This window comes from Dokdonia sp. MED134 (genome assembly GCF_000152925.2).
Classification (GTDB): Bacteria; Bacteroidota; Bacteroidia; order Flavobacteriales; family Flavobacteriaceae; genus Dokdonia.
The window spans coordinates 2,428,157-2,450,633 of record NZ_CP009301.1 but is presented as its reverse complement, the minus strand read 5'-3'; the positions used below and the strand labels follow the sequence as shown (position 1 = coordinate 2,450,633).

Genomic DNA, 22,477 nt, shown 5'->3' with positions numbered 1-22,477 from the left:
TGACCACCACACCCATTATCTCAGTCTTTTTTAAGATATTTAAAGAGTGAAAACAAAACAGCGCCTAGATAGAGCTTACAAGCAAGCAAAAGAAATAGCATTTTCTAACGAGGACAAGCTCATTTTCTTTTCTGATTGTCACAGGGGAGACAAGAGTTTTGCAGATGACTTTGCTCGTAATGAAAATATCTATTACCACGCACTTAAACACTACTATAATGAGGGATTTACCTATTGTGAGCTAGGTGATGGAGATGAGCTCTGGGAGAATAGTTCTTTTGAGAGTATACTACGCGCTCATAAAAATGTATACCGTCTTTTACAAAAATTCCATTTTGAAAATAGGCTTCATTTAATATGGGGAAATCACGATATGGTATATAGGGATAAAAATTACGTAAAAAAGCATCTAAGCACGTATTTTGACCCTAAAGACGGTCGTGAAGAGGTGTTATTTAAAGATCTTGAATATCACGAGGCCATTGTATTAAAACATAAAGAAAGTCACCAAGAGTTGTTTTTATGTCACGGGCATCAAGCAGACTGGATGAATTATCACGGCTGGCGCTTTAATAGATTTCTGGTGCGTGTGCTCTGGAAGCCATTACAGATCTTTGGTATTTCTGACCCCACAAGTCCGGCAAAAAATTATAAGGAACTTATTAAAGTAGAGCGCCGTATAAAAAAATGGATCATAGAAAATAATAACCTTCTCACCATTGTAGGTCATACGCATAGACCACGTTTTCCTGAGCCTGGCGACATTGCATTTTTTAACGACGGGAGCTGTGTACACCCTAGAAGTATTACCGGTTTAGAAATTGAGAATGGTGCAATATCACTTATTAAGTGGCACATAGCGACCTCAGAGAGTGGTACTTTACAAGTAGTAAGGGAGCTACTAGAAGGTCCTACCGCACTACACGCCTATCAGGCATAAAAGCAAATGTAAAGCGCTACTATTTTAAGATTCTGGGGCAAGACGTACCTGTAAACCCTCCATCTCTGGTGAGATATGAAGCTGGCAACCTAGTCTACTATTATCTTCTACGTAAAAAGCTTCGGCGAGCATTGCATCTTCATCATCACTCATTTCTGGGAGCTCGTGATCACTCTCTACATAACACTGGCAAGAAGCACACATAGCCATACCACCACATACCCCTATTGTACCTTCTGGAGCAAGCTCATATGAACGTACAATCTCCATAAGATTCATATTCATATCTGTGGGAGCGTCTATCGCGTGAGAAACTCCCTCGCGGTCTATTATAGTTATCTTAATATCTGCTGACATTGCTAGTATTTACTTCTTACTTAAAAGCTTACTCTATTGCTTTTACAACTGCTTTTGGCGCTTCCTTTTTAGTACCATCAAAACCTGTTACACCACCTACAGTGGTGTACTTCATTACGTAACGCTTGTCTGGAAATATGCGCTGGTACGCACTCTGGCACATAAGCGTAGCTTCGTGAAAACCACAGAGTATAAGTTTAAGCTTACCTGGGTATGTATTTACATCTCCTATGGCATAAATACCAGGTATGTTGGTTTGGTAATCGAGCGTGTTATCTACCTTGATGGCATTTTTTTCTATCTCAAGACCCCAGTCTGCAATAGGTCCCAGTTTAGGCGCTAGCCCAAATAATGGTATAAAGTGATCACAATCCTTAGTAAACACTTCTGCACCTTGTTTTATAGAGACACCACTTACAGCGCCCTCACCTATCACCTCAACAACCTCTGCAGGTGTGATAAGTTTTATTTTACCTTGGTTTTTGAGGTCTTGTACTTTTTCTACACTATCTAGCGCACCTCTAAACTCGTTGCGACGGTGTACAAGTGTCACTTCACTCGCCACATCTGCAAGGAAGATACTCCAGTCAAGAGCACTATCACCTCCACCAGCAATAACCACACTCTTATCACGATATAACTCAGGATCGCGTATGATGTACTCTACTCCTTTGTCCTCGTAGCTAGCTATATTTGAAATAGGTGGTTTACGAGGCTCAAAACTCCCTAGACCTCCTGCAATTGCAACTACAGGCGCGTGGTGTTTTGTTCCTTTATTAGTCGTTACAATAAAGCTACCGTCTTCTTGTTTATCTATAGTTTGCGCACGTTCTCCAAGTGTAAACCCAGGTTGAAAAGGCTCGATTTGTTTCATCAAGTTATCTACAAGATCACCAGCAAGTACTTCTGGGAAAGCTGGAATGTCATAGATAGGTTTTTTAGGATATATCTCTGCACACTGTCCTCCCGGCTGTGGTAGGGCATCTATAAGATGGCACTTTAACTTCAATAATCCTGCTTCAAAAACGGTAAAAAGACCTGTAGGCCCCGCACCTATTATAAGAATATCTGTTTTAATCATTTACTTATCTATTTACGCTTTCGCGAAAGCGTACTACGCAACAACATTTATTACTTGCTCAATTTGCGGAGCGTGTTTTTTTATGGTCATCTCAACACCGCTCTTTAAGGTCATTTGATTAACGGAGCAACCTACGCAAGCGCCTTGCAGCTGCACGCGCACCACCCTATCATCATCTATCCCGAGAAGGCTTATATCACCTCCATCACTCTGTAAAAAAGGACGAATCTCCTCAAGAGCATCCTCTACTTTTTGTGTTAACTCTGCTGTGCTCATACTTAATTCTTTACGGCAGAACATCCTGCCATTGTGGTAATCTTAATTGCTTCGGTAGCTGGTAGGTCTGTGTTACGACGCACAGTCTCCTCAACAACGTTTTTTGTCAAGTTATCAAAAGCTTCCATAGTAGGCGTGTTAGCCTGTAATGCCGCTGGGCGACCTACGTCTCCTGCCTCACGAATACTTTGTACTAATGGAATCTCACCTAGTAACCGTACACCTAAATCTTCGGCGAGGTTTTTTGCCCCTTCTTTACCAAAGATGTAATATTTATTATCTGGCAACTCATCTGGTGTGAAGTAGGCCATATTTTCTACAATTCCTAAAACAGGAACATTTATACTCTCTTGCTTAAACATAGCTACACCCTTCTTTGCATCTGCAAGTGCTACGTTTTGTGGTGTACTTACTACTACAGCTCCCGTGATAGGTAATGACTGCATTATACTTAAATGTATATCACCCGTACCAGGAGGTAAGTCTAAAAGCAGGAAGTCTAACTCTCCCCAGGCTGCGTCAAAAATCATCTGGTTAAGTGCCTTTGCTGCCATAGGTCCTCTCCATATAACTGCTTGATCTGGTTTTGTAAAAAATCCTATCGAGAGTACTTTTACCCCGTAGCTTTCTATAGGTTTCATTTTAGACTTTCCGTCTACATTTACAGAGAGTGGCCTCTCATTTGCCACATCAAACATAATAGGCACAGATGGTCCATAAATATCTGCATCAAGAATACCTACTTTAAAGCCCATTTTTGCAAGCGTCACTGCAATGTTAGACGTTACAGTAGATTTACCCACACCTCCTTTACCAGAGGCTACAGCTACGATGTTTTTTATACCAGGTATCGCTTTCCCTTTAATCTCTACTTCATCTTCCTTAGGCGGAGCAGTAACTTTTACATTTACCTTTACTTGTGCTTTATCAAAAACCTTATCGTGTATGGTTTTCATAATATCAACCTCTGCTTTTTTACGAGCTTGTAGTGTAGGGTTGTTTATAGTGATATCTACAATTACCTCATCGCCAAATGTTAGCACATTAGTAACTGCGCCACTATCTACCATATTTTCTCCAGCACCAGGAGCAGTAATAGTTTTTAAAGCCTCGAGAATATCTTTCTTTTGTAATTTCATCTTTTAATAAGCAATTCAAAATCAGCCTTTAATTAGACTAATTCTAAATGCAAAGATACAACTGCAAAGGGGTAAATACCAATACTTCAATTTTCAAAATATTTGACAATTTCAAAAAGAAAACAACACGCACATTCCTTAGAACATTCTGAGCTTTATAGAGCGCCAGCAATCGCTATTTTAGAGTTCAATTACGGGATCCCAAAAGTGTTTTTTAAAATCAACAACCTTATCATCCTTGATTACTACACCTTCATTTTCAAGCAATTGTTGCATTAAGTTGGTTTGCGGGAAATGGTGTTTACCAGTAAGCAGCCCTACTCTATTTACGACTCTATGTGCTGGCACTTCTGGATGGTTACTAGCACCATTCATAGCCCAGCCCACCATACGACTACTGCGTGCAGCTCCAAGATACTTTGCAATCGCTCCATAACTCGTCACTCTACCATAAGGAATTAAAGCAGCTACGGCATACACCTTTTGAAAAAAGTTTTCTGTCTCTGGTGCGTAATTCATTCAAAGTAGATAGTGCGCACCAGCGTGATTAACATTAATATGACCATAAGGCCAGCCATAAAATAATTTGAGAATCGTGTAAAAGAAGTTTCTCTGTTTTGAATACGAGCAAAGAAGAGCACGTAAAGATATAATGCACTAAAAGTACCTACAGCGGCAGCAACTACAAACAGTACAATTGCCACTACATCATACTCTACCTTACCGCTTACATTAAGCGCAGCACCCAGCGCACAGAAATAAGGAATAGGCAACACATTAAGTGCAGAGATAGCCATCCCTTTACCTAAGCTTTTTAAACCTCTGTTTTTTGAAATTTTAACCTTAGGGACTTTACTTTGCTTTGCTTTCACAAAGAAAAAAATGGCCATTATTAAAAAAATCACAAGACCTGTGCGCAATAGCATACTCTGTACGTATGGATTTCCAAAAATATAGCGTGCAAGTAATACGGCTATAAGTGCCTGAAATACTACAACAAAAGAAGCCCCAAGAGCCACTATGAGCCCGTTATTACGGCCTCGCTCTACGCAGGTCTTTGCCACAGACATATTGATTAGTCCGGGAGGTATTACTCCGGCTAGCGCTGCAAAATAGGTTATTAAAAAAAGTTTGGTTGTCTCCAAGGGTGCCCGTTACTTGACTCTAAATTTAATATAAGTAATTGGTTTTCCCTGTTCTAGATATTGTTTTTCATAAAAAGTTTGAATCCCCACAACCTCTTCTGGCGAGTATTCATTTTTATACACATTATGATTTGCTTCTAAAATCTCGTGACCCTCACCGTGTAGTAATCCCAGTGTGTAACCGTGCATAAACTCTGAGTCTGTCTTAAGATTTACGCAACCTCCCTCCTTCAAAACATTCTTATATTTTTGGAGGAATTCTGTATTTGTCATTCGGTGTTTTGTGCGCTTGTACTTAATTTGAGGGTCTGGAAAGGTAATCCATATCTCATCTATTTCCGCTTTCGCGAAAGCGTACTCTATAAGCTCTATTTGCGTGCGCATAAAACCTACATTGTCAAGATTATCTTCTAGAGCAGTTTTTGCTCCTCGCCAAAATCGAGCCCCTTTGATGTCTATACCTATAAAATTCTTGTCTGGATACTTCTCTGCAAGACCTACAGAATACTCACCTTTACCACAACCTAGCTCTACGACGATAGGGTTATCATTTTTGAAAAAATCCGAATTCCACTTACCTTTAAGAGGAAAAGTTCCATCTACCAGTTCTTCTCTAGACGGTTGTACAACATTTGAGAATGTCTCATTCTCACGGAATCTCTTAAGCTTATTTTTACTTCCCACAGGTATATTTAATGTTTTGGTAAAATTAAGGAAACTTTTACTACGGCTAAGAGATAGATATTTGCAATGTGAAAAGAAATAAGCACATACTAGTTGCTCCTCTTAACTGGGGATTAGGACACGCTACGCGCTGTATCCCGATTATTAATGCGCTTTTATCGCAAAATTACAAGGTCACCATAGCAAGTGATGGTGATGCGCTTAGATTACTTAAAAAAGAGTTTCCTAAACTTTCTTTTGTATCACTACCCTCTTATAAGATTGAATATGCAGAAAAGGGTAAAAACTTTAAACGCAAGCTTATATCAAATTTACCATCAATACGTAAAAGTATACGTAGTGAACATAAAGAGCTCAAAAAACTCATTCCAGCATTAAATATAGATGGAGTTATCTCAGATAACCGTCTTGGACTATATACAAATCAAGTGCCTTGTGTGATCATAAGTCACCAGTTACAGGTGCTAAGTGGCAGCACTACAAAGATCTCTACTGCAATACATAAAAAGTATATAGAACGTTTTAATGAATGCTGGGTGCCAGACTTTGATGGCACTTTTAACCTAAGTGGCATATTAGGTCATCCTGATAAAAATCTATCAATCCCTACCCGTTATATAGGACCATTGAGTAGAATGAAGTCAAAACCTGAAGAAATAAAATACACAGCAACAGCTGTGCTTTCTGGTCCAGAGCCACAGCGCTCTATGCTAGAAGAAATTATCACAAAGAACTTTAAAAAACTTAATGGACAGTTTTTAATTGTACGTGGTAAACCTGAAGAAGAAAAAACCATCACTCAAACTAAACCTAATATCAAAGTAATTAATTTTCTTACTACAAGGGAACTTGAAAAGGTGATTAATCAAAGTGGGTATATCATAGCAAGATCTGGTTATACGACTATTATGGACCTAGCCGTGATGAAGAAAAAAGCTTTTTTTATTCCTACACCAGGGCAGTCTGAACAAGAGTATCTTGCGGCCTTATTAAAAGAGAATAAAATTGCTCCCTTTGCCGTGCAGGATGAATTTAAAACCAAAGATTTATCAAAAATGTCTGTTTATCCCGGATTTGAACAGGCTATTGAGTCTAGTTGCTTACTCGATAACTTCGGCCTTTTCGAGCGTGAAAGAGAATTCAGACCCCACACCAAATTCGCTTTCAACATAAACTTTCTCCTCGTGCGCCTCAATGATATGTTTAACAATAGAGAGCCCCAGACCTGATCCTCCTACTCTGCGATTACGAGACTTATCTACTCTATAAAATCGCTCAAAGAGTCGTGGTAAATGATCTGGCTCAATACCTTCTCCATTATCTGTAATTCGTATAAGTAATTTGTTTTGAATCAAATCTTGTATACTTACCTCTGTTGTTCCATTTTCATTACCATACTTAATAGAATTACCTATTAAGTTTGTGAGTAACTGCTGTATGCGCTCTTGATCTGCATTTACCATAACCTCCTTTGCATAAGAATCATCAAAAGCAAGGGTTATATTGCGCTTTGCAGCTTCCATTTCTAGCATCTCAAAGGTGGCATAAATGAGTTTTACTAGATCAAAGTATTCATAGTTTATATTAAGATCACCCACCTCAAGCTTAGTAATCATATCAAGGTCATTTACGAGATAGATCAAGCGGTCTACGCCTTTTTCTGCCCTTGAGAGGTATTTTTTTCTAACAGATTTATCTTTTATAGCGCCGTCTAGTAAGGTGAGTATATATCCTTGTACGGTAAACAAAGGCGTTTTTAGCTCGTGAGCCACATTACCTAAAAAGTTACGACGATATTCCTCTTGGACTCTTAAAGATTCTATTTCTATTTTTTTACTCTTAGCATAACGCTCTACTTCTTCAGAAAGAGAGGCCATATCTGTAGTAATATTATCTGCTGTGAGGCTTACATCTTCTAAGAGCTTTACGTTATCATAAATCTCTCTTACCTTTTTAAAAATAAATAGTTGGGTTCTAAAGTGTATGAGTAAAAATGAAAGTATATAACACCCCAGTACTCCAAGACCCACAAGCCACCATACAGGCTCACTGTCTTGAATAAACTCAAGTAGTATAATAAGGAGTGCAAATAGCACAGTAATATAAGCTGCCGTGATGAGTGCAAATGAGTACGGCTGTTTTACATCTGAGGCCATTAGATCACAAATTTATAACCTACACCTTTTACAGTTTTAAACGATTCATCACCTATTTTTTCTCTAAGCTTACGTATATGTACGTCTATGGTGCGTCCTCCTACCACAACTTCAAGACCCCATACTTTATCAAGTATATCTTCTCTTGTAAAAACCTTACCAGGCTTTGAAGTAAGTAATGATAGTAGCTCAAACTCTTTACGAGGCAAAGAAAGCTCTTCTTTACCTTTAAAAACTTTGTACTCTTCTCTATTGATAATAAGTTTACCCACCTTAGTTATCTGAGAAGGCGCTTCTTCATTTTTAAATCTGCGCAGCAAAGCCTTTACCTTGCTCAAAAGCACCTTAGGCTTAATAGGCTTAGTAATATAATCATCTGCACCTGCGTCAAAGCCCGCAACCTGTGAGTAATCTTCTCCTCGAGCCGTAAAAAATGTGATGATTGTTTGCTCCAGGTCTTTATTAGAACGTATAATCTCACAAGCCTCTATACCATCCATCTCTGGCATCATCACATCTAATATGATGAGGTGCGGCTGATGCTTTTTTGCAAGTTTTACAGCCTCAAGACCGTTAGACCCTGTAATTACTTGATATCCTTCGTTTGATAAATTATACCCGACGATTTCTAAAATATCCGGTTCATCGTCTACTAGTAAAATTTTAAGGTCCTTTTTTTTCATTGTAATTACGGTTATATCGTATGGTAAATATACGTTGTTTTGAAGTTTTTGTTGTCACTAGAATTAGCTTGCAAAATATATTGTAATTATTTGAACCATATTAACATTGCGTTAAATCTTACGCTTTCGCGAAAGCGTAATCAATTATCACCTTCAATTTTATCTAAATTTATGGTCTAATCTAATCATATAAAGTATGAAACAAATTACTCTTTTAATTACCTTATTTCTAGCATCGTGCACAGTTTTTGCACAAGACCTAGTAATCACAGGTATTTTCGACGGAAACCTTACGGGAGGTACTCCAAAAGCAATAGAAATTTATGCACTAAATGATATTGCCGACTTAAGCACATACGGTTTTAGCAACTCAAGTAACGGAAATGGAATTTCTGAAGTTGAGTTTGCCTTTTCTGGATCTGCTACCGCTGGAGACTATTTTTACATCTCTACAAACGAAGAAGATTTTATGACCTTTTTTGGGTTTACTCCAGACTTCATCTCAAATAGCGCAAATAATAATGGAGATGATTCTATAGCAATTTATGATAGTGTGGCAGATGACGGTTCTGGAACACTTCAAGGAACACAAATAGATGTTTATGGAGATCTAGATACAGATGGTACAGGTGAAGCTTGGGAATATCAAGACGGATGGGCTTATCGTGTAAGCGGTACTGGACCTGACGGCACTACATTTATGGTAGGTAACTTTACATACAGTGGGACTAATGCAAATGATGATGACACTACTCAAGCAGACGCTACAAACCCTTGGCCAATAGGTACGTACTCTACTACACCTCCAGCTTGCTCATTAGTACTTGGCACTGCTACAGCTACTTGTGATACTGAGACCACAGCTGTAGATGGTACAACAGTTATGATACCTTATACAGGTGGTGGAGACGCTACTTATACTGTCGCCATTACAAGTGGGGGAGGCGTTGTAGGAGGTGATGACCCTACGACTACGGCAAACGGAACAATCACACTTACAGAAGTTTCTGAAGACGTAACAATAACACTTGAAGTAACAAGTACAGACTGTATGCTCTCTATAGATGTTACAACACCAGCTTGTGAGCCAGCTACAGAAGTTGCAGATATTGCAGCACTTAGAGCGGGAACAATAGGTGAAGAGTACACCCTTACCGGAGAAGCTGTACTTACATTTCAACAAGATTTTAGAAATCAAAAATTTATTGAAGATGCCACAGGTGCAATTCTAATAGATGACAGCGCAGGAACTATTACTACTGCATATAATGTTGCAGATGGTATTACTGGTATAATAGGAGTACTAGGAGACTTTAATGGGATGACACAATTTATACCAAGTGTAGATCCAGGTGCTGCAACTTCTACAGGAAACACTATTACACCACAAGAAGTAACAGTAACTGAACTCGCTGCAAACCCTAATGACTATGAGTCTGAGTATGTAAGAATAACAGGTCTTACTATAGACAACTCTACAAATGCATCTTGGGTAAATGGTCAAGAGTACCCAATGACTAATGCAGATGGATCTTATATTTTTAGAACTACATTTTTTGATGTGGACTATATAGGTGAAGTAGTACCAACTGATGAGGCAAATATCTCTGGTATCATTAATGAACGTAATAATGGTGAGTACTTCATTACGGCTAGAGATGCAGCAGATATTGAGGCAGATGCAGTAGAGGCTACAGAAGTTGCAACACTAGCAGATCTAAGAGCAGGTACAGAAGGAACACTCTACACGCTTACAGGAGAAGCAATACTTACTTTCCAACAAGATTTTAGAAATCAAAAATTTATTGAAGATGATACAGCTGCTATCTTAATAGATGACAGCGCAGCAACTATTACTACGGCATATAACGTAGGTGATGGTATAGTAGGTCTTACAGGTACGTTAAGCTCTTTTCAAGGAATGCTACAATTTGTTCCTAGTGAAGATCCTGGAGATGCATTTTCTACCGGAAACACAATTACTGCGCAAATGGTAACTGTAACAGAACTCACTGCAAATCCTAATGATTATGAAGCAGAGTATGTAACTCTTACAGAAGCTACAATAGACACTGCAACAAATGCAGACTGGGTAACTGGCACAGAGTACGGACTTACTACTCCAGAAGGTGCATACACTTTTAGAACGACATTCTTTGATGCAGATTATATAGGTAACGCAGTACCTACGGAGGCTCAAAACATATCTGGTATCATCACAGAGCGCAATGATGGAGATTACTTTATCACTGCTCGTGATGTAACAGATTTTGAAGAGTTTTTAAGCATAGGAGAAACTACCGCTGTAACTATCGCTATATTTCCTAACCCTGCGAGTGATCAAATCACGATAAGTACTGGGGTTAATACAGCAATGAACGTTTCTATTTTTGAGATTACAGGTAAGAAAGTAATTGAGACAACTACTGCAAACCCTATAGACGTAAGTGCGCTTGCCTCTGGAGTATATGTAGTACAAGTAGCAGATGCTACAAGCTCAACTACTGCAAAGCTTGTAATTAAATAAAGAATACACTTATACAACCTTTATAAAGCGCTCTCCGTATGGAGGGCGTTTTTTCTTTTATATCTTTGCTCAAATTCTAATAAATGCCTCAGCAAACCTTTTTAAATATCACGAATAATGAGCAATTTGAGAAGGAGGCGCTCGCTACATTCAGGTATCAGTTTGAGCATAATAGCGTGTATAGGTCTTTTTGTGATTTACTCTACAAACACCCCAGTGAGATAACATCAAGTAGAGACATTCCTTTTTTACCTATACAGTTTTTCAAGTCCCGCTCTATCATTTCTGGTAATGCAGAGCCGGCTATCACCTTTAGCAGTAGCGGCACTACTGGCAGCATCACCAGCAAACATCACGTGACAGATCTAAGCCTGTATGAAAATAGTTTTAGAACCGCTTTCGCGAAAGCGTACGGAAACCCATCAGACTTTGTAATACTAGCCTTGCTACCGTCGTATTTAGAACGATCTGGATCATCGCTTATTTATATGGTAGATGATTTAATTAAAAGTAGCAATCATCCAGACAGTGGCTTTTACCTTAACAATCTTGACGAGCTGGCAAAAAAATTAGTATCACTTGATACCTCTGAGAAGAAAGTCCTTCTTATAGGTGTCTCATTTGCACTTTTAGACCTTGTAGAAAAGCATACTTTTAACCTCAACAACACCATTATTATGGAAACGGGCGGTATGAAAGGAAGACGTAAAGAAATTATTCGCCCAGAACTTCATAAAATACTGAGCACAGGTTTTGGGGTAGAAAAAATACATAGCGAGTATGGTATGACAGAGCTACTAAGTCAAGGATATTCTTCTGGCGATGGGGTTTTTACCACACCGCCGTGGATGAAAGTCTACACACGCGATACAGAAGATGCACTCACCCTACTCACAGATTCAAAAAGCGGAGGACTCAACATAATAGATCTCGCAAATAAAAATTCGTGTTCATTTATAGCAACTCAAGATCTGGGTAAAGTTTATGAGGATGGCAGTTTTAGCGTGATAGGCAGGTTTGATAATTCAGACATACGCGGGTGCAATCTTATGGCGCTTTAAAGATTATCTATATATACCGTGTAATTATCCCAAAATTTTTGCGACCTAACTTACGTATATATAACCAGATAAACACTTTATATGAGAACAATTGCATTTTTTATTATCGCATTAATAAGTCTCACAGCAAGCGCACAACAGACGGATTACAATCTTAAAAAAGGCTATGCTGCCGAAGGTTATGACGTAACCGAATATTTTAACAATAAAGCTACAGAGGGCGATAAAAAGTATACAACTACCTATGATGGAGCTAAGTTTAAGTTTGCTAGTCAAGCTAACCTAGATCGCTTTAAAGCAGCTCCAGAGGACTTTGTACCACAGTATGGTGGCTATTGCGCCTATGCAATAGCAGATAAAGGTAAAAAAGTAAGTGTAGATCCAGAGACCTTTGAGATAAGAGATGGCAAGTTATACCTGTTTTACAACTCTTGGGGAGTTAACACCCTTGATAAGTGGAATGAAGAGGGCGCAGAAAGCCTAAAGAAAAAAGCAGATATAGAGTGGCAATCTGTAAGGACTAAGAATTAAATACGACTTAATGATAGATTGGTTAGTTAGTTAGAAAACCCCAGATGCTCTTTTAAGAACACTGGGGTTTTCATTTATATAACTATTCTATTAGATACTATACAGCACGTATTAAGAAGTAGTTTTTCTTACCTCTTTGTAGTAGTATAAATGTATCATTTATAAGATCTGAAGATTGTATAGTACGATCTTCTCCCACCTTCTCCTTATTAAGAGATATAGAGTTTTCTTTAAGCGCACGCCTAGCTTCTCCATTAGATTTTAAAAAACCTGTTTTTTCGGCAAGAGCGGCAATCATATCAAGACCGGCTTCAATCTCTGTTTTTGCAATCTCTGCTTGAGGCACTCCTTCAAAAACATCTAGAAACGTAGCTTCGTCTAGGGATTTTAAATCCTCACTCGTACTTTTTCCAAAAAGCATATTTGAAGCTGCAATTGCTTTTGTAAGAGCCTCTTCATCGTGTACCGTAGTTGTCACCTCTTCTGCAAGTCTCTTTTGTAAAGCTCGCTGGTGTGGTGCTTCTTTGTGAGTCTCAATAAGAGCCTCTATCTCCTCACGATCTAAAAAAGTAAATATCTTAATGTACTTAGCCGCATCTTCATCACTTGTATTAAGCCAGTACTGGTAAAATTTATAAGGTGATGTTCTATTTGCATCTAGCCATACATTACCACCCTCAGACTTACCAAATTTGCTTCCGTCAGACTTGGTAATAAGTGGGCACGTAAGCGCGTAGCCCTTACCTCCAGCTATACGACGTATAAGCTCTGTACCTGTAGTGATATTACCCCACTGGTCACTACCACCCATCTGTAACGTACAATCATTATTTTTATATAGATGCAAGAAGTCAAACCCCTGTACCATCTGGTAAGTAAACTCTGTAAATGACATACCGTCTGCACTCTCACCTGTAAGGCGATTTTTTACAGAATCTTTTGCCATCATATAGTTTACTGTAATATGCTTCCCTACATCACGTATAAAGTCTAGAAAAGAAAACTCCTTCATCCAGTCATAGTTATTTACCATAAGAGCTTGGTTCTGTGCCCCAGATGTAAAGTCTAAAAACTGTGATAACTGTTTGCGCACACATTCTTGATTGTGTCTTAGAGTCTCCTCATCGAGAAGATTACGCTCAGAAGATTTTCCAGATGGGTCTCCTATCATACCCGTAGCACCACCTACTAAAGCAACAGGTCTATGCCCAGCTCTCTGAAAATGTGCAAGTAGCATAATAGGCACAAGGTTACCTATGTGCAAAGAATCTGCAGTAGGGTCAAAACCTACATAAGCAGAGCGCATAGCCTCCATTAAGTGTTCTTCTGTTTGTGGCATTGCATCGTGTACCATACCACGCCACTTTAATTCTTCTACAAAATTCTTGATCATCTTATCGTTTTAACTGCAAAGGCAAATATAAAAATAAGCCATCACCTGTGATCATCCTTTTTCTGGAAAAAGACATTATATAAGAGGCGCCCTCATTACCCTCGTGTCGCGTATCTTTACAATATGATTTTAATCACCGGAAGCACAGGTCTGGTAGGTAGACACCTACTCCTCTCACTTATAGAAAGTGGCAAACCCGTGCGTGCATTATATCGCAGCGAGCACAAAAAGGAAGAAGTGCTTGCGTATTACGCTTTCGCGAAAGCGGAATCACACATACACCTTATAGAATGGACACTGGGAGATATTACAGACATACCTGCCCTAAGTGCTGCCTTTGTGGGTATTACTCACGTTTATCACTGTGCCGCATTGATATCTTTTGATCCTTATCGATTTGATGAACTCACAAAAGTAAATGTAGAGGGAACCGCAAATGTTGTAAACTTAAGCCTAAGTAATAACGTAGAAAAACTCATTCACCTTAGCTCTATTGCTACACTAGCCAGCACACCGAATAACCCGATTACCGAAGAAAACTACTGGGACCCAGATGCCGAAAACTCTGTTTATGCACTCACAAAAAATGGTGCCGAGATGGAAGTGTGGCGAGGCACCGAAGAGGGACTCAATGCTGTCATTTTTAACCCTGGCATCATACTGGGAGAGGGAGATTACACCTCTGGTAGCGGCTCCTTATTTACTTATATTCTTAAAAAGAAGCTATACTACCCTACTGGATCTACCGGTGTTATAGATGTTAAAGACCTTATCGCTTTAATGATAAAAGCAATGGCCAGCTCGATACAACAAGAACGTTATATCGCTGTAGGTCATTCTATATCTTACCAACAACTACTAGACACAATTGCAAAAACTCTTAAGACCAAAGCGCCTCAAAGAGCAATCTCTACAGGTTTTCTTAAAATCTTGAATATGCTTGATGCGATGAGAGGGCTTTTTACTCGTAAAAGACAAATAACAAGTTTAAGTTATAAGTCTTTACAAAGCAATAGTGTTTACAGTAACCAAAAGCTTTGCGAAGGTTTTGCATACACCCCTACTCCTCTTGTCGAAACTTTAGCACGCGTAGCAAAGCATATAAACTCCTAATTCTGTTTACGATATCTCCTGGCAAATGAGTCTGTAACAGTGCGAGTAGGTAATCCCGAATTACCCTCTATAGTACGCTCACTTTGTTTCTCTTTCTGAAGTTCCTTTGCTCTAGCTGTTCTTAAAGAGTCTTTAAGCTTGCGCTCTGCAGTTTCTATAGAGTCGTCTACAGCTAGCTGGGCCTTTATCCTATCGAGTACTTTTGCATTCATTTCCCTATAAGCATCTATATCTGTGGTATAGTATGCTACATTTTGAGCATAGGTAGCACTATCTATATCAAACTTATCATACACATAAGTGTCTGGTTTGAGACCTATAAGTTTAAGCTTTGCAATGTTATATCCTTGAGCTGCATTAATTAATATAGACTCATAAAGAATCTCTTCCATCACGGGCTGCTCTATAAAACTTTCTGGCTTTTGAACCTCTGGAATTTCTTGACAACTAGCGCCAATAATCACTATGGATATTATTAGAAAAAGTTTTTTCATTACCTATCAAACGTAAGACGTTCTCCAAAAAGTTCATCATACACCTTAAAGTTTTTGTAAGCTAGACGCCCATTTACAAAAGTGTGTGTGATACGTGACTTAAAAGTAGTCCCCTCAAAAGGCGACCAGCCACATTTATAAAGAATGTTATCTTTTTTAACCGTCCAAGGAGCATTAAGATCTACGAGCACTAGATCTGCCTTATAACCTTTTCTAATATAGCCTCGCTTTTCTACTTGAAAAAGTATCGCTGGATTGTGACACATCTTTTCTACAATTTTTTCTAAAGATATTTTACCCTGGTGATAAAACTCTAACATAGCGGGCAAGGCGTGTTGAACTAAAGGACCACCACTCGGGGCCTTTGTGTAGACGTTATCTTTTTCTTCAATAGTATGAGGAGCGTGATCTGTAGCAATCACATCGATCTTATCATCTAGTAATGCTTGAAAAAGCATATCACGATCTTGCGCGGTTTTTACAGCTGGATTCCATTTGATTCTAGATCCTTTTTCGTCATAGTCTGCATCAGAAAACCATAGGTGATGTATACAAACCTCTGCTGTGATTTTCTTTTCGGCCAGTGGGATGCTGTTATCAAACAACTCTGTTTCCTTACCTGTAGATAAATGAAAGACGTGAAGTCTGGCTCCAGTTTTTTTCGCTAGCGCTATCGCTCTGGAAGATGAGATATAACAAGCTTCTTCACTTCTAATAATAGGGTGAAGATTCATAGGTATATCATCACCATAACGCTCTTTATATATTGCTAGATTCTCTCTAATGGTCTCTTCGTCTTCACAGTGGGTTGAGATAACCATATCTGTAGACTTAAAAATCTTTTCAAGTACAGCCTCGTTATCAACCAGCATATTACCCGTAGAGCTTCCTAAAAATAATTTAAGACCCGCAACACTTTTCTTATCAACTTTTAAGATTTCGTCAAGATTATCGTTAGTCCCTCCAAACATAAAAGAATAGTTTGCAGCAGATGTTTTACTAGCAATCTCAAACTTCTCCTCCAGTTTCTCAACAGTAGTAGTTTGTGGGTTTGTATTAGGCATTTCTATAAAAGAAGTAATCCCTCCAGCAACAGCTGCTCTAGACTCTGTAGCTATGTTTGCTTTGTGGGTTAAGCCAGGCTCTCTAAAGTGCACTTGGTCATCTATAACTCCCGGTAATAAGTATTGCCCTTCAGCATCAAAAATATGCACATCTCCAGATTTTGCACTTATACTCTCTGCAATTTCCTCTATCACCCCATTGTGAATAAGTATATCTCCTCTTAAGATAGATCCCTCATTAACAATATGTGCATCTTTAATTAATATTTTTTCCATACTTATTTTTTAAATAAATGCTGTAATCGCATCTTTATAACTCCAAAAATCGCTTCTGAAATAATACCAGAGCTCATCTTACTTTCTCCTTTTGTTCTATCTGTAAAAACTACAGGCACTTCTACTATTTTAAATTTCTTCAAGTAAGCTTTATACTTCATTTCTATTTGAAATGCATATCCTACAAATTTAATATTATCTAAATCAATAGTTTTAAGCACTTTACTCCTATAGCATATAAACCCAGCAGTTGTATCATAAATATCCATACGCGTTATAAAACGCACATACCTTGAAGCTCCCCAACTTAGTAGCACTCTACCCATAGGCCAGTTTACAACATTTACACCCGTCACATACCTAGAGCCTATAGCAACATCTGCACCATCTTTTGCACAAGCGTTATAAAGCCTTATAAGATCGTTAGGGTTATGAGAAAAATCTGCGTCCATCTCAAATATATAATCGTATTCTTGGTGCAGCGCCCACTTAAAACCAGCTATGTATGCTGTTCCCAGACCATTCTTCTTTTCTCTATTAAGAAGAAATAGCTTTTCTTTATAAAAACCTTGAAGTTCTTGTACCTTTTGGGCGGTACCGTCTGGAGAATTATCATCAACCACAAGAATATGAAAGGCCCTCTGTAAGGCAAAAATATTGCGTAACAGCCTCTCTATATTGTCAATCTCGTTGTAGGTGGGTATAATAACTACAGCGTTTGCCATATAATCTTGTTTACGCAAATGTACTTATTTTAGAGTGTTCATTACTTGTACAAGCGGCCTTTTGAAAGAATTTGTAGTATTTTTAACGGTCTATAAAGACTGTATATTTTGGAAACCATACTTCGCGAAATTACCTACCAAAACTGGATTACCATTTTACTGGTGACCTCCTTGGTCTTTTTAGCCGTTGCAAAGTTTTTATATGCACAACGTTTTGAAGACTTTATAACCATAACAGGAGCAGATCGATTTATTGTTACAAGATCAAGAGGTGTATATATATTCCACCCATTACAACTTATTCTTGCAACCATACAATGTATAGGAATATCCTTATTACTCTATGTTGCTTTTTGTATTACTACTGAGAAGCTCATACGTGATAATTATGACGTTTTTCTCGTCATCCTTGCGGGATACTCAACCTTTGAAATTGCGAAATTCTTAACAGAACGGCTTTCAACTTATGCATTTGACATTCATAAAAAGATGCAACCTTTCATTTATAAGCGTCTTAATGTTAAAAATATGTTAGGGTTATTTGCATTAATCAGTAGTGCATTTATAGTCTATCAACTAGAACCTCCTCATATACTTATCTATAGCCTCATTATAGTCATTATTGTGATTTATACGATATCACAATTTTTACTTTTAAGACAGTATAGAGAACAAATTTTTAAACATCCTTTTTATTTTATTTTGTATTTTTGCACTCTCGAAATTGGACCCTACTTCATTTTGTATGAATTCATTACAAAGTAAAAGGGCTAATTAAAAAAATGGAGTCAATATGAAAGTGAAAACTATACTTGTTTCGCAGCCTAAGCCTAAGGTTGATAACTCACCATATTTTGAGCTCGAAGAAAGGCAGCGTGTAAAAATAGATTTCATACCCTTTATACACGTAGAGGGCGTTTCTGGAAAAGAAGTAAGATTACAAAAAGTAGATCTTAAAGATTATACGGCTATTATTTTAACTAGTCGTAATGCCGTAGACCACTTTTTTAGAATCGCAGAAGAAATGCGTTTTAAAGTGCCAGATACTTTAAAATATTTTTGCCAGAGTGAGGCTGTAGCATATTACCTACAGAAATATGTAGTATATCGTAAGCGCAAGATCTATGTAGGTAAACGTACCTTCCCAGAGCTTATCCCGCTTATCAAAAAGCATAAAAACGAAACCTTTTTACTTCCATCTTCAGATAAGTTTAAGCCTATCGTACCAGAATTGCTTGATGAGCTAGGTGTAAAGTGGATGCAATCTACATTTTACAAAACGGTAGTAAGCGACTTATCACAATATGAAAATGTTTTCTATGACATCTTAGTATTCTTTAGTCCAAGTGGGATTGACTCTTTATTTAAGAACTTCCCTAACTTTGAGCAAAAGAATACTCGTATAGCGGTTTTTGGAAACACGACAGTAAAAGCAGCCGAAGAAGCAGGGCTAGAGATTAATATTATGGCACCTACTCCAGAAACTCCATCTATGACGATGGCTCTAGAGAAGTATATAAAATCTGTAAACAAGAAGTAAACACTTCTACTTACTATATAAAAAAAGCCTGCTAGATGCAGGCTTTTTTATGTGTCTCATTTACACTTTCCCATCTCACTATGAAACCAGTGATGGCGCCTCAATCGCTTCTAAGATACCATCCCACAAAATAAGTCGCACCTCTAGCGCACGTTTCGAAACCGAAATCACTTCTTGCCACTTTATTTGATCACCACCACAGAGTTGTCTCACCATCTCAAGAGCCATAGGCCCGTGCTCATCTTCATCTAGCTCTATGTGTCTATCAAAATAGTATTTAAAATCTGCAAGGTCCTTTTCTGGAAAGTGCGTTTCTATTTCACCTATGATAGCTGTAAACATAGATGGTATTAAATCTTCTCGCCCAAAGGTAAAAGCTGCGGCAATCTCGTGTAAATTACCACCCTTTATAACCTCAAAGGTAAATTGCAAAAATTGCTGTACACTTTCTGGCAAGTGACCTGTAATATCTGCCAGTGTCTCCGTCCTATAATCTGCATTAACAACTCCTGTGATTGCTGTTGTATCTGCACCCGCCTTTCTCATTGCATCTAGATACATCTCATAATGGCTCACCCTTTTCCCTTGTGCATTAATATCTGTCTCCTCTGCAAGCACAATCTCGTTTATAAGGTAGCGGGTTTCTGGATTGCCAACCGGCTTCCAAGGTAAGGTTGTACAGGTTAATCCACGTTGCAGTGCTTTAAGTAGTGACATAAAATCCCACACCGCATAGACGTGATGCTCCATAAAAACAACAAGATCCTCAGGAGTATGTATGCGTTTATAAAGTGGGTGGTTGAGTAATTGTTTCTGGAGTGATTCTATTTCTTTTTCGACTGTTGTAATCATAGCGTGATTTATTTTACAAAAATAAATACGCAGCAATTATAAATAGGGTTTTTGACTCTAAAGAAAATGTGAAAATTCTCCAGCAAATCTTCTTTGAGGGTTCTTATTACGCTTTCGCGAAAGCGTACTCATCACCCCACCACTTTATGAAACAACATTTATAGCTACTTATCCTTAAAATGACCTGTTATATTTCTATTTTTGCACATCTCAAACTGAGCAAGAATTATGTACAGAACGCACAATAACGGAAGCCTACGCGCCGCCGATGTAAATAAAGAAGTAACCCTAGCAGGATGGGTACAAAAATCTAGAGATAAAGGTTTTATAATCTGGGTAGATCTACGAGATCGTTACGGGATGACACAACTTGTTTTTGACCAAGAACGTACAGATGCTGCTCTTATGGAAGAAGCACGTAAACTGGGACGCGAGTTTGTAATACAAGTTACTGGTACCGTAGTTGAGCGTGATTCAAAAAACCCTAATATCGCTACTGGAGATATAGAGTTATTAGTATCAAAACTAGAGATACTTAACGCTTCTCTCACTCCTCCTTTTACGATAGAAGATGAGACAGATGGTGGAGAAGACCTACGTATGAAGTATCGCTACCTAGACATACGCCGTAAGCCGGTACGTGAGAGTCTTATCTTTAGACACCGCGTGGCTCTTGAGGTACGTAAATACTTATCTGAGCAAGATTTTATTGAAGTTGAGACTCCTTACCTTATAAAATCTACACCAGAGGGAGCGCGTGATTTTGTAGTGCCTTCTCGTATGAATGAAGGACAATTTTATGCACTACCACAATCACCACAGACCTTTAAGCAATTGCTTATGGTGGGTGGTATGGATAAATACTTCCAGATTGTAAAATGTTTTAGAGATGAAGATTTACGTGCAGACAGACAGCCAGAGTTCACACAGATAGACTGTGAGATGGCCTTTGTAGAGCAAGAAGACATTTTAAACATCTTTGAAGGACTTACTCGTCACTTACTTAAAGAAGTAAATGGGGTAGAGATTGAGAAGTTCCCACGTATGCTATATGATGATGCAATGCGTCTGTATGGTAATGATAAGCCAGACATTCGTTTTGGGATGAAATTTGGCGAGCTCAATGAGGTGGCACAGCATAAAGACTTTGGCGTTTTTAATAATGCAGAGCTTGTAGTAGGTATAGCCGTACCAGGAGGTAACTCTTATACTCGTAAAGAGATTGACAAAATTATAGAGTGGGTAAAACGCCCGCAAGTAGGAGCGTTAGGAATGGTGTACTCTCGTTGTAATGACGATGGAAGCTTTAAATCTTCTGTAGATAAATTTTATGATCAAGAAGACCTTGCAAAGTGGGCAGAAGTAACTGGAGCTCAAAAAGGTGATCTAGTTTGTATACTCTCTGGTGATACTAATAAAGTACGTGCACAGATGAGTGCACTACGTATGGAGCTTGCAGAGCGCTTAGGACTACGCAAGCCAGATGAGTTTGCACCGCTGTGGGTCATAGACTTCCCGCTACTTGAGCTAGATGAAGAGACAGGACATTACCACGCAATGCACCACCCATTTACATCTCCAAAACCTGGTCAAATAGAATTACTTGACACAAAACCTGGTGAAGTAAAAGCAAATGCCTACGACCTTGTACTTAACGGTAACGAGATAGGTGGAGGTTCTATACGTATACACGATAAAGAAACACAGGCTATAATGCTACGTCACCTAGGCTTTTCTGAAGAGGAGGCTAAAGCACAGTTTGGCTTCCTAATGGACGCTTTTGAGTATGGAGCACCTCCACACGGTGGTCTTGCTTTTGGACTAGACAGGCTTGTAGCTATACTAGGTGGTCAAGAGACTATACGTGACTTTATTGCTTTCCCAAAAAACAATAGCGGTCGTGATGTAATGATAGACGCTCCTGCTCCACTTGACAATGAGCAGCTGCAAGAATTGAATTTGAAGCTTAACAACTAAGCCTATATAATTTTGGAAACCGAAGAATCACAAAGCAATAGCAAAGTCTTTAAGACTGTTCTTAAAACGATAGCTATCACTATGGTAAGTATATTAATACTAGCTATTATTGCTTTCTTTATAACCATTACATTTTTTGACTAGATGGATAAAGTGAGGCGTATTTTTATCATCGTATTATTCTTTATTCTTGCGGGTATGCTTGCTTATGGGTTTTACTGCAAAGCAAACATAGATGAAGCTCTAGGTCATAAGTTTATAGGACTATCTATCGCTGGAGGCTTCTTTATCTTGATGCCTACATTTATCTACCATAGATGGAAAGATCGCAAAGTTACCGACTATATGCTTACAGATGACGCCTTTAAGAGAATGAAAGAATTTAACAACTCCAAGGATAAAAAGCACTGAATTTAAAGAGTTTACATTAATATAATCTTGGCACGAGTATTGGTTAACAAAT

24 protein-coding genes and 1 pseudogene are annotated in these 22,477 nt (G+C 38.4%); 11 read left to right on the top strand and 14 right to left on the bottom strand.

Translation table 11 applies throughout. The features are described 5' to 3' along the window. Positions 1–46: 46 nt before the first annotated feature. Complete coding sequence (locus tag MED134_RS10810; protein WP_038598904.1) at positions 47–940, top strand: metallophosphoesterase family protein; 894 nt, start codon at positions 47–49, stop codon at positions 938–940. 24 nt (positions 941–964) lie between these two features. Here MED134_RS10810 and MED134_RS10805 read toward each other — a convergent pair whose 3' ends face one another. The 7 genes from MED134_RS10805 to trmB form a co-directional block, all read right to left on the bottom strand. After that, positions 965–1,297: a 2Fe-2S iron-sulfur cluster-binding protein gene (locus MED134_RS10805; protein ID WP_038598901.1), complete on the bottom strand. Its 333-nt coding sequence runs from the start codon at positions 1,295–1,297 to the stop codon at positions 965–967. Between the two features lie 28 nt (positions 1,298–1,325). Further along, positions 1,326–2,378, bottom strand: coding sequence for an NAD(P)/FAD-dependent oxidoreductase (locus MED134_RS10800; RefSeq protein WP_038598898.1), 1,053 nt, complete (start codon positions 2,376–2,378; stop codon positions 1,326–1,328). A gap of 33 nt (positions 2,379–2,411) precedes the next feature. Beyond that, a complete protein-coding gene (locus MED134_RS10795) occupies positions 2,412–2,654 on the bottom strand; it encodes a NifU family protein (protein ID WP_035327017.1) in 243 nt (80 codons plus the stop codon). A 2-nt stretch (positions 2,655–2,656) separates the two neighbouring features. Continuing rightward, positions 2,657–3,793, bottom strand: coding sequence for an Mrp/NBP35 family ATP-binding protein (locus MED134_RS10790; protein ID WP_038598894.1), 1,137 nt, complete (start codon positions 3,791–3,793; stop codon positions 2,657–2,659). Positions 3,794–3,973: 180 nt separating this feature from the next. Then, entirely contained in the window at positions 3,974–4,312 is a 339-nt protein-coding gene (locus MED134_RS10785; RefSeq protein WP_038598891.1) for an MGMT family protein, read from the bottom strand. Continuing rightward, complete coding sequence (locus MED134_RS10780) at positions 4,309–4,938, bottom strand: LysE family translocator (RefSeq protein WP_038598889.1); 630 nt, start codon at positions 4,936–4,938, stop codon at positions 4,309–4,311. Before MED134_RS10780 ends, MED134_RS10785 begins: the two co-directional genes overlap by 4 nt. Positions 4,939–4,947: 9 nt before the next feature. Further along, the gene (gene trmB / locus MED134_RS10775) at positions 4,948–5,622 is read right to left on the bottom strand and encodes a tRNA (guanosine(46)-N7)-methyltransferase TrmB (RefSeq protein WP_035327006.1); all 675 of its coding nucleotides are present in this window, start codon (positions 5,620–5,622) and stop codon (positions 4,948–4,950) included. Between the two features lie 635 nt (positions 5,623–6,257). Between trmB and MED134_RS15390 the strand changes: the two are divergent. After that, positions 6,258–6,617 (top strand): annotated as a pseudogene (locus MED134_RS15390) (glycosyltransferase); the annotation flags it as partial. A 105-nt stretch (positions 6,618–6,722) separates the two neighbouring features. Here MED134_RS15390 and MED134_RS10765 read toward each other — a convergent pair. Further along, positions 6,723–7,778 (bottom strand): sensor histidine kinase, encoded by a 1,056-nt coding sequence (locus tag MED134_RS10765; RefSeq protein ID WP_038598886.1) that lies wholly within the window; start codon positions 7,776–7,778, stop codon positions 6,723–6,725. Continuing rightward, a complete protein-coding gene (locus tag MED134_RS10760) occupies positions 7,778–8,461 on the bottom strand; it encodes a response regulator transcription factor (RefSeq protein ID WP_038598883.1) in 684 nt (227 codons plus the stop codon). The genes MED134_RS10765 and MED134_RS10760 overlap by 1 nt, the downstream gene beginning before the upstream one ends. 196 nt (positions 8,462–8,657) lie before the next feature. Between MED134_RS10760 and MED134_RS10755 the strand changes: the two genes are divergently transcribed. From MED134_RS10755 to MED134_RS10745, 3 genes are all read left to right on the top strand, one after another. Beyond that, positions 8,658–10,988, top strand: coding sequence for a DUF5689 domain-containing protein (locus tag MED134_RS10755; RefSeq protein WP_038598880.1), 2,331 nt, complete (start codon positions 8,658–8,660; stop codon positions 10,986–10,988). 83 nt (positions 10,989–11,071) lie between these two features. Then, on the top strand, positions 11,072–12,049 hold the full coding sequence (locus tag MED134_RS10750; protein WP_038598878.1) for an acyltransferase: 978 nt from the start codon (positions 11,072–11,074) through the stop codon (positions 12,047–12,049). An 81-nt stretch (positions 12,050–12,130) separates the two neighbouring features. Continuing rightward, complete coding sequence (locus MED134_RS10745) at positions 12,131–12,580, top strand: YHS domain-containing (seleno)protein (protein ID WP_038598876.1); 450 nt, start codon at positions 12,131–12,133, stop codon at positions 12,578–12,580. Positions 12,581–12,677: 97 nt separating this feature from the next. Here MED134_RS10745 and tyrS read toward each other — a convergent pair whose 3' ends face one another. Beyond that, positions 12,678–13,973, bottom strand: coding sequence for a tyrosine--tRNA ligase (tyrS, locus tag MED134_RS10740; RefSeq protein WP_038598873.1), 1,296 nt, complete (start codon positions 13,971–13,973; stop codon positions 12,678–12,680). 123 nt (positions 13,974–14,096) lie between these two features. On the opposite strand from tyrS, the gene MED134_RS10735 reads away from it, so the two are divergent. Then, on the top strand, positions 14,097–15,086 hold the full coding sequence (locus tag MED134_RS10735) for an NAD-dependent epimerase/dehydratase family protein (protein ID WP_038598870.1): 990 nt from the start codon (positions 14,097–14,099) through the stop codon (positions 15,084–15,086). Here the strand turns inward: MED134_RS10735 and MED134_RS10730 are convergent. From MED134_RS10730 to MED134_RS10720, 3 genes are read right to left on the bottom strand one after another with little or no spacing between them, the layout of a single operon-like run. Continuing rightward, positions 15,083–15,580 (bottom strand): DUF4296 domain-containing protein, encoded by a 498-nt coding sequence (locus tag MED134_RS10730; RefSeq protein ID WP_084811663.1) that lies wholly within the window; start codon positions 15,578–15,580, stop codon positions 15,083–15,085. The two genes, MED134_RS10735 and MED134_RS10730, sit on opposite strands and share 4 nt — an antisense overlap. After that, the gene (locus tag MED134_RS10725; RefSeq protein ID WP_038598864.1) at positions 15,580–16,920 is read right to left on the bottom strand and encodes a dihydroorotase; all 1,341 of its coding nucleotides are present in this window, start codon (positions 16,918–16,920) and stop codon (positions 15,580–15,582) included. Before MED134_RS10725 ends, MED134_RS10730 begins: the two co-directional genes overlap by 1 nt. A gap of 2 nt (positions 16,921–16,922) precedes the next feature. Beyond that, positions 16,923–17,645 (bottom strand): polyprenol monophosphomannose synthase, encoded by a 723-nt coding sequence (locus MED134_RS10720; RefSeq protein ID WP_038598861.1) that lies wholly within the window; start codon positions 17,643–17,645, stop codon positions 16,923–16,925. Between the two features lie 108 nt (positions 17,646–17,753). On the opposite strand from MED134_RS10720, the gene MED134_RS10715 reads away from it, so the two are divergent. Further along, positions 17,754–18,410, top strand: a complete 657-nt coding sequence (locus tag MED134_RS10715) for a DUF4271 domain-containing protein (protein WP_038598858.1) — start codon at positions 17,754–17,756, stop codon at positions 18,408–18,410. 28 nt (positions 18,411–18,438) lie between these two features. Then, positions 18,439–19,185 carry a uroporphyrinogen-III synthase gene (locus MED134_RS10710; protein WP_038598855.1) on the top strand — a complete coding sequence of 249 codons (747 nt, stop codon included), beginning with the start codon at positions 18,439–18,441 and terminating at the stop codon, positions 19,183–19,185. Positions 19,186–19,263: 78 nt separating this feature from the next. Here MED134_RS10710 and MED134_RS10705 read toward each other — a convergent pair whose 3' ends face one another. After that, positions 19,264–20,037 carry a DUF3050 domain-containing protein gene (locus MED134_RS10705; protein ID WP_038598852.1) on the bottom strand — a complete coding sequence of 258 codons (774 nt, stop codon included), beginning with the start codon at positions 20,035–20,037 and terminating at the stop codon, positions 19,264–19,266. Between the two features lie 228 nt (positions 20,038–20,265). On the opposite strand from MED134_RS10705, the gene aspS reads away from it, so the two are divergent. The 3 genes from aspS to MED134_RS10695 are packed head-to-tail and all read left to right on the top strand — an operon-like array spanning position 20,266 to position 22,425. Beyond that, complete coding sequence (gene aspS, locus MED134_RS10700; RefSeq protein WP_038598849.1) at positions 20,266–22,014, top strand: aspartate--tRNA ligase; 1,749 nt, start codon at positions 20,266–20,268, stop codon at positions 22,012–22,014. A gap of 12 nt (positions 22,015–22,026) precedes the next feature. Beyond that, positions 22,027–22,158 carry a hypothetical protein gene (locus MED134_RS15435; protein WP_262485468.1) on the top strand — a complete coding sequence of 44 codons (132 nt, stop codon included), beginning with the start codon at positions 22,027–22,029 and terminating at the stop codon, positions 22,156–22,158. Next, positions 22,159–22,425: a hypothetical protein gene (locus tag MED134_RS10695; protein ID WP_038598846.1), complete on the top strand. Its 267-nt coding sequence runs from the start codon at positions 22,159–22,161 to the stop codon at positions 22,423–22,425. The last annotated feature ends 52 nt before the right edge of the window (positions 22,426–22,477 follow it).

Bases quoted from the DNA above. Each gene is read 5' to 3' on its own strand.
- MED134_RS10805 (WP_038598901.1), bottom strand. From the start codon at position 1,297: ATGTCAGCAGATATTAAGATAACTATAATAGACCGCGAGGGAGTTTCT.
- MED134_RS10800 (WP_038598898.1), bottom strand. From the start codon at position 2,378: ATGATTAAAACAGATATTCTTATAATAGGTGCGGGGCCTACAGGTCTT.
- MED134_RS10795 (WP_035327017.1), bottom strand. From the start codon at position 2,654: ATGAGCACAGCAGAGTTAACACAAAAAGTAGAGGATGCTCTTGAGGAG.
- MED134_RS10790 (WP_038598894.1), bottom strand. From the start codon at position 3,793: ATGAAATTACAAAAGAAAGATATTCTCGAGGCTTTAAAAACTATTACT.
- MED134_RS10785 (WP_038598891.1), bottom strand. From the start codon at position 4,312: ATGAATTACGCACCAGAGACAGAAAACTTTTTTCAAAAGGTGTATGCC.
- MED134_RS10765 (WP_038598886.1), bottom strand. From the start codon at position 7,778: ATGGCCTCAGATGTAAAACAGCCGTACTCATTTGCACTCATCACGGCA.
- MED134_RS10760 (WP_038598883.1), bottom strand. From the start codon at position 8,461: ATGAAAAAAAAGGACCTTAAAATTTTACTAGTAGACGATGAACCGGAT.
- MED134_RS10755 (WP_038598880.1), top strand. From the start codon at position 8,658: ATGAAACAAATTACTCTTTTAATTACCTTATTTCTAGCATCGTGCACA.
- MED134_RS10750 (WP_038598878.1), top strand. From the start codon at position 11,072: ATGCCTCAGCAAACCTTTTTAAATATCACGAATAATGAGCAATTTGAG.
- MED134_RS10745 (WP_038598876.1), top strand. From the start codon at position 12,131: ATGAGAACAATTGCATTTTTTATTATCGCATTAATAAGTCTCACAGCA.
- tyrS (WP_038598873.1), bottom strand. From the start codon at position 13,973: ATGATCAAGAATTTTGTAGAAGAATTAAAGTGGCGTGGTATGGTACAC.
- MED134_RS10735 (WP_038598870.1), top strand. From the start codon at position 14,097: ATGATTTTAATCACCGGAAGCACAGGTCTGGTAGGTAGACACCTACTC.
- MED134_RS10730 (WP_084811663.1), bottom strand. From the start codon at position 15,580: ATGAAAAAACTTTTTCTAATAATATCCATAGTGATTATTGGCGCTAGT.
- MED134_RS10725 (WP_038598864.1), bottom strand. From the start codon at position 16,920: ATGGAAAAAATATTAATTAAAGATGCACATATTGTTAATGAGGGATCT.
- MED134_RS10720 (WP_038598861.1), bottom strand. From the start codon at position 17,645: ATGGCAAACGCTGTAGTTATTATACCCACCTACAACGAGATTGACAAT.
- MED134_RS10710 (WP_038598855.1), top strand. From the start codon at position 18,439: ATGAAAGTGAAAACTATACTTGTTTCGCAGCCTAAGCCTAAGGTTGAT.
- MED134_RS10705 (WP_038598852.1), bottom strand. From the start codon at position 20,037: ATGATTACAACAGTCGAAAAAGAAATAGAATCACTCCAGAAACAATTA.
- aspS (WP_038598849.1), top strand. From the start codon at position 20,266: ATGTACAGAACGCACAATAACGGAAGCCTACGCGCCGCCGATGTAAAT.
- MED134_RS10695 (WP_038598846.1), top strand. From the start codon at position 22,159: ATGGATAAAGTGAGGCGTATTTTTATCATCGTATTATTCTTTATTCTT.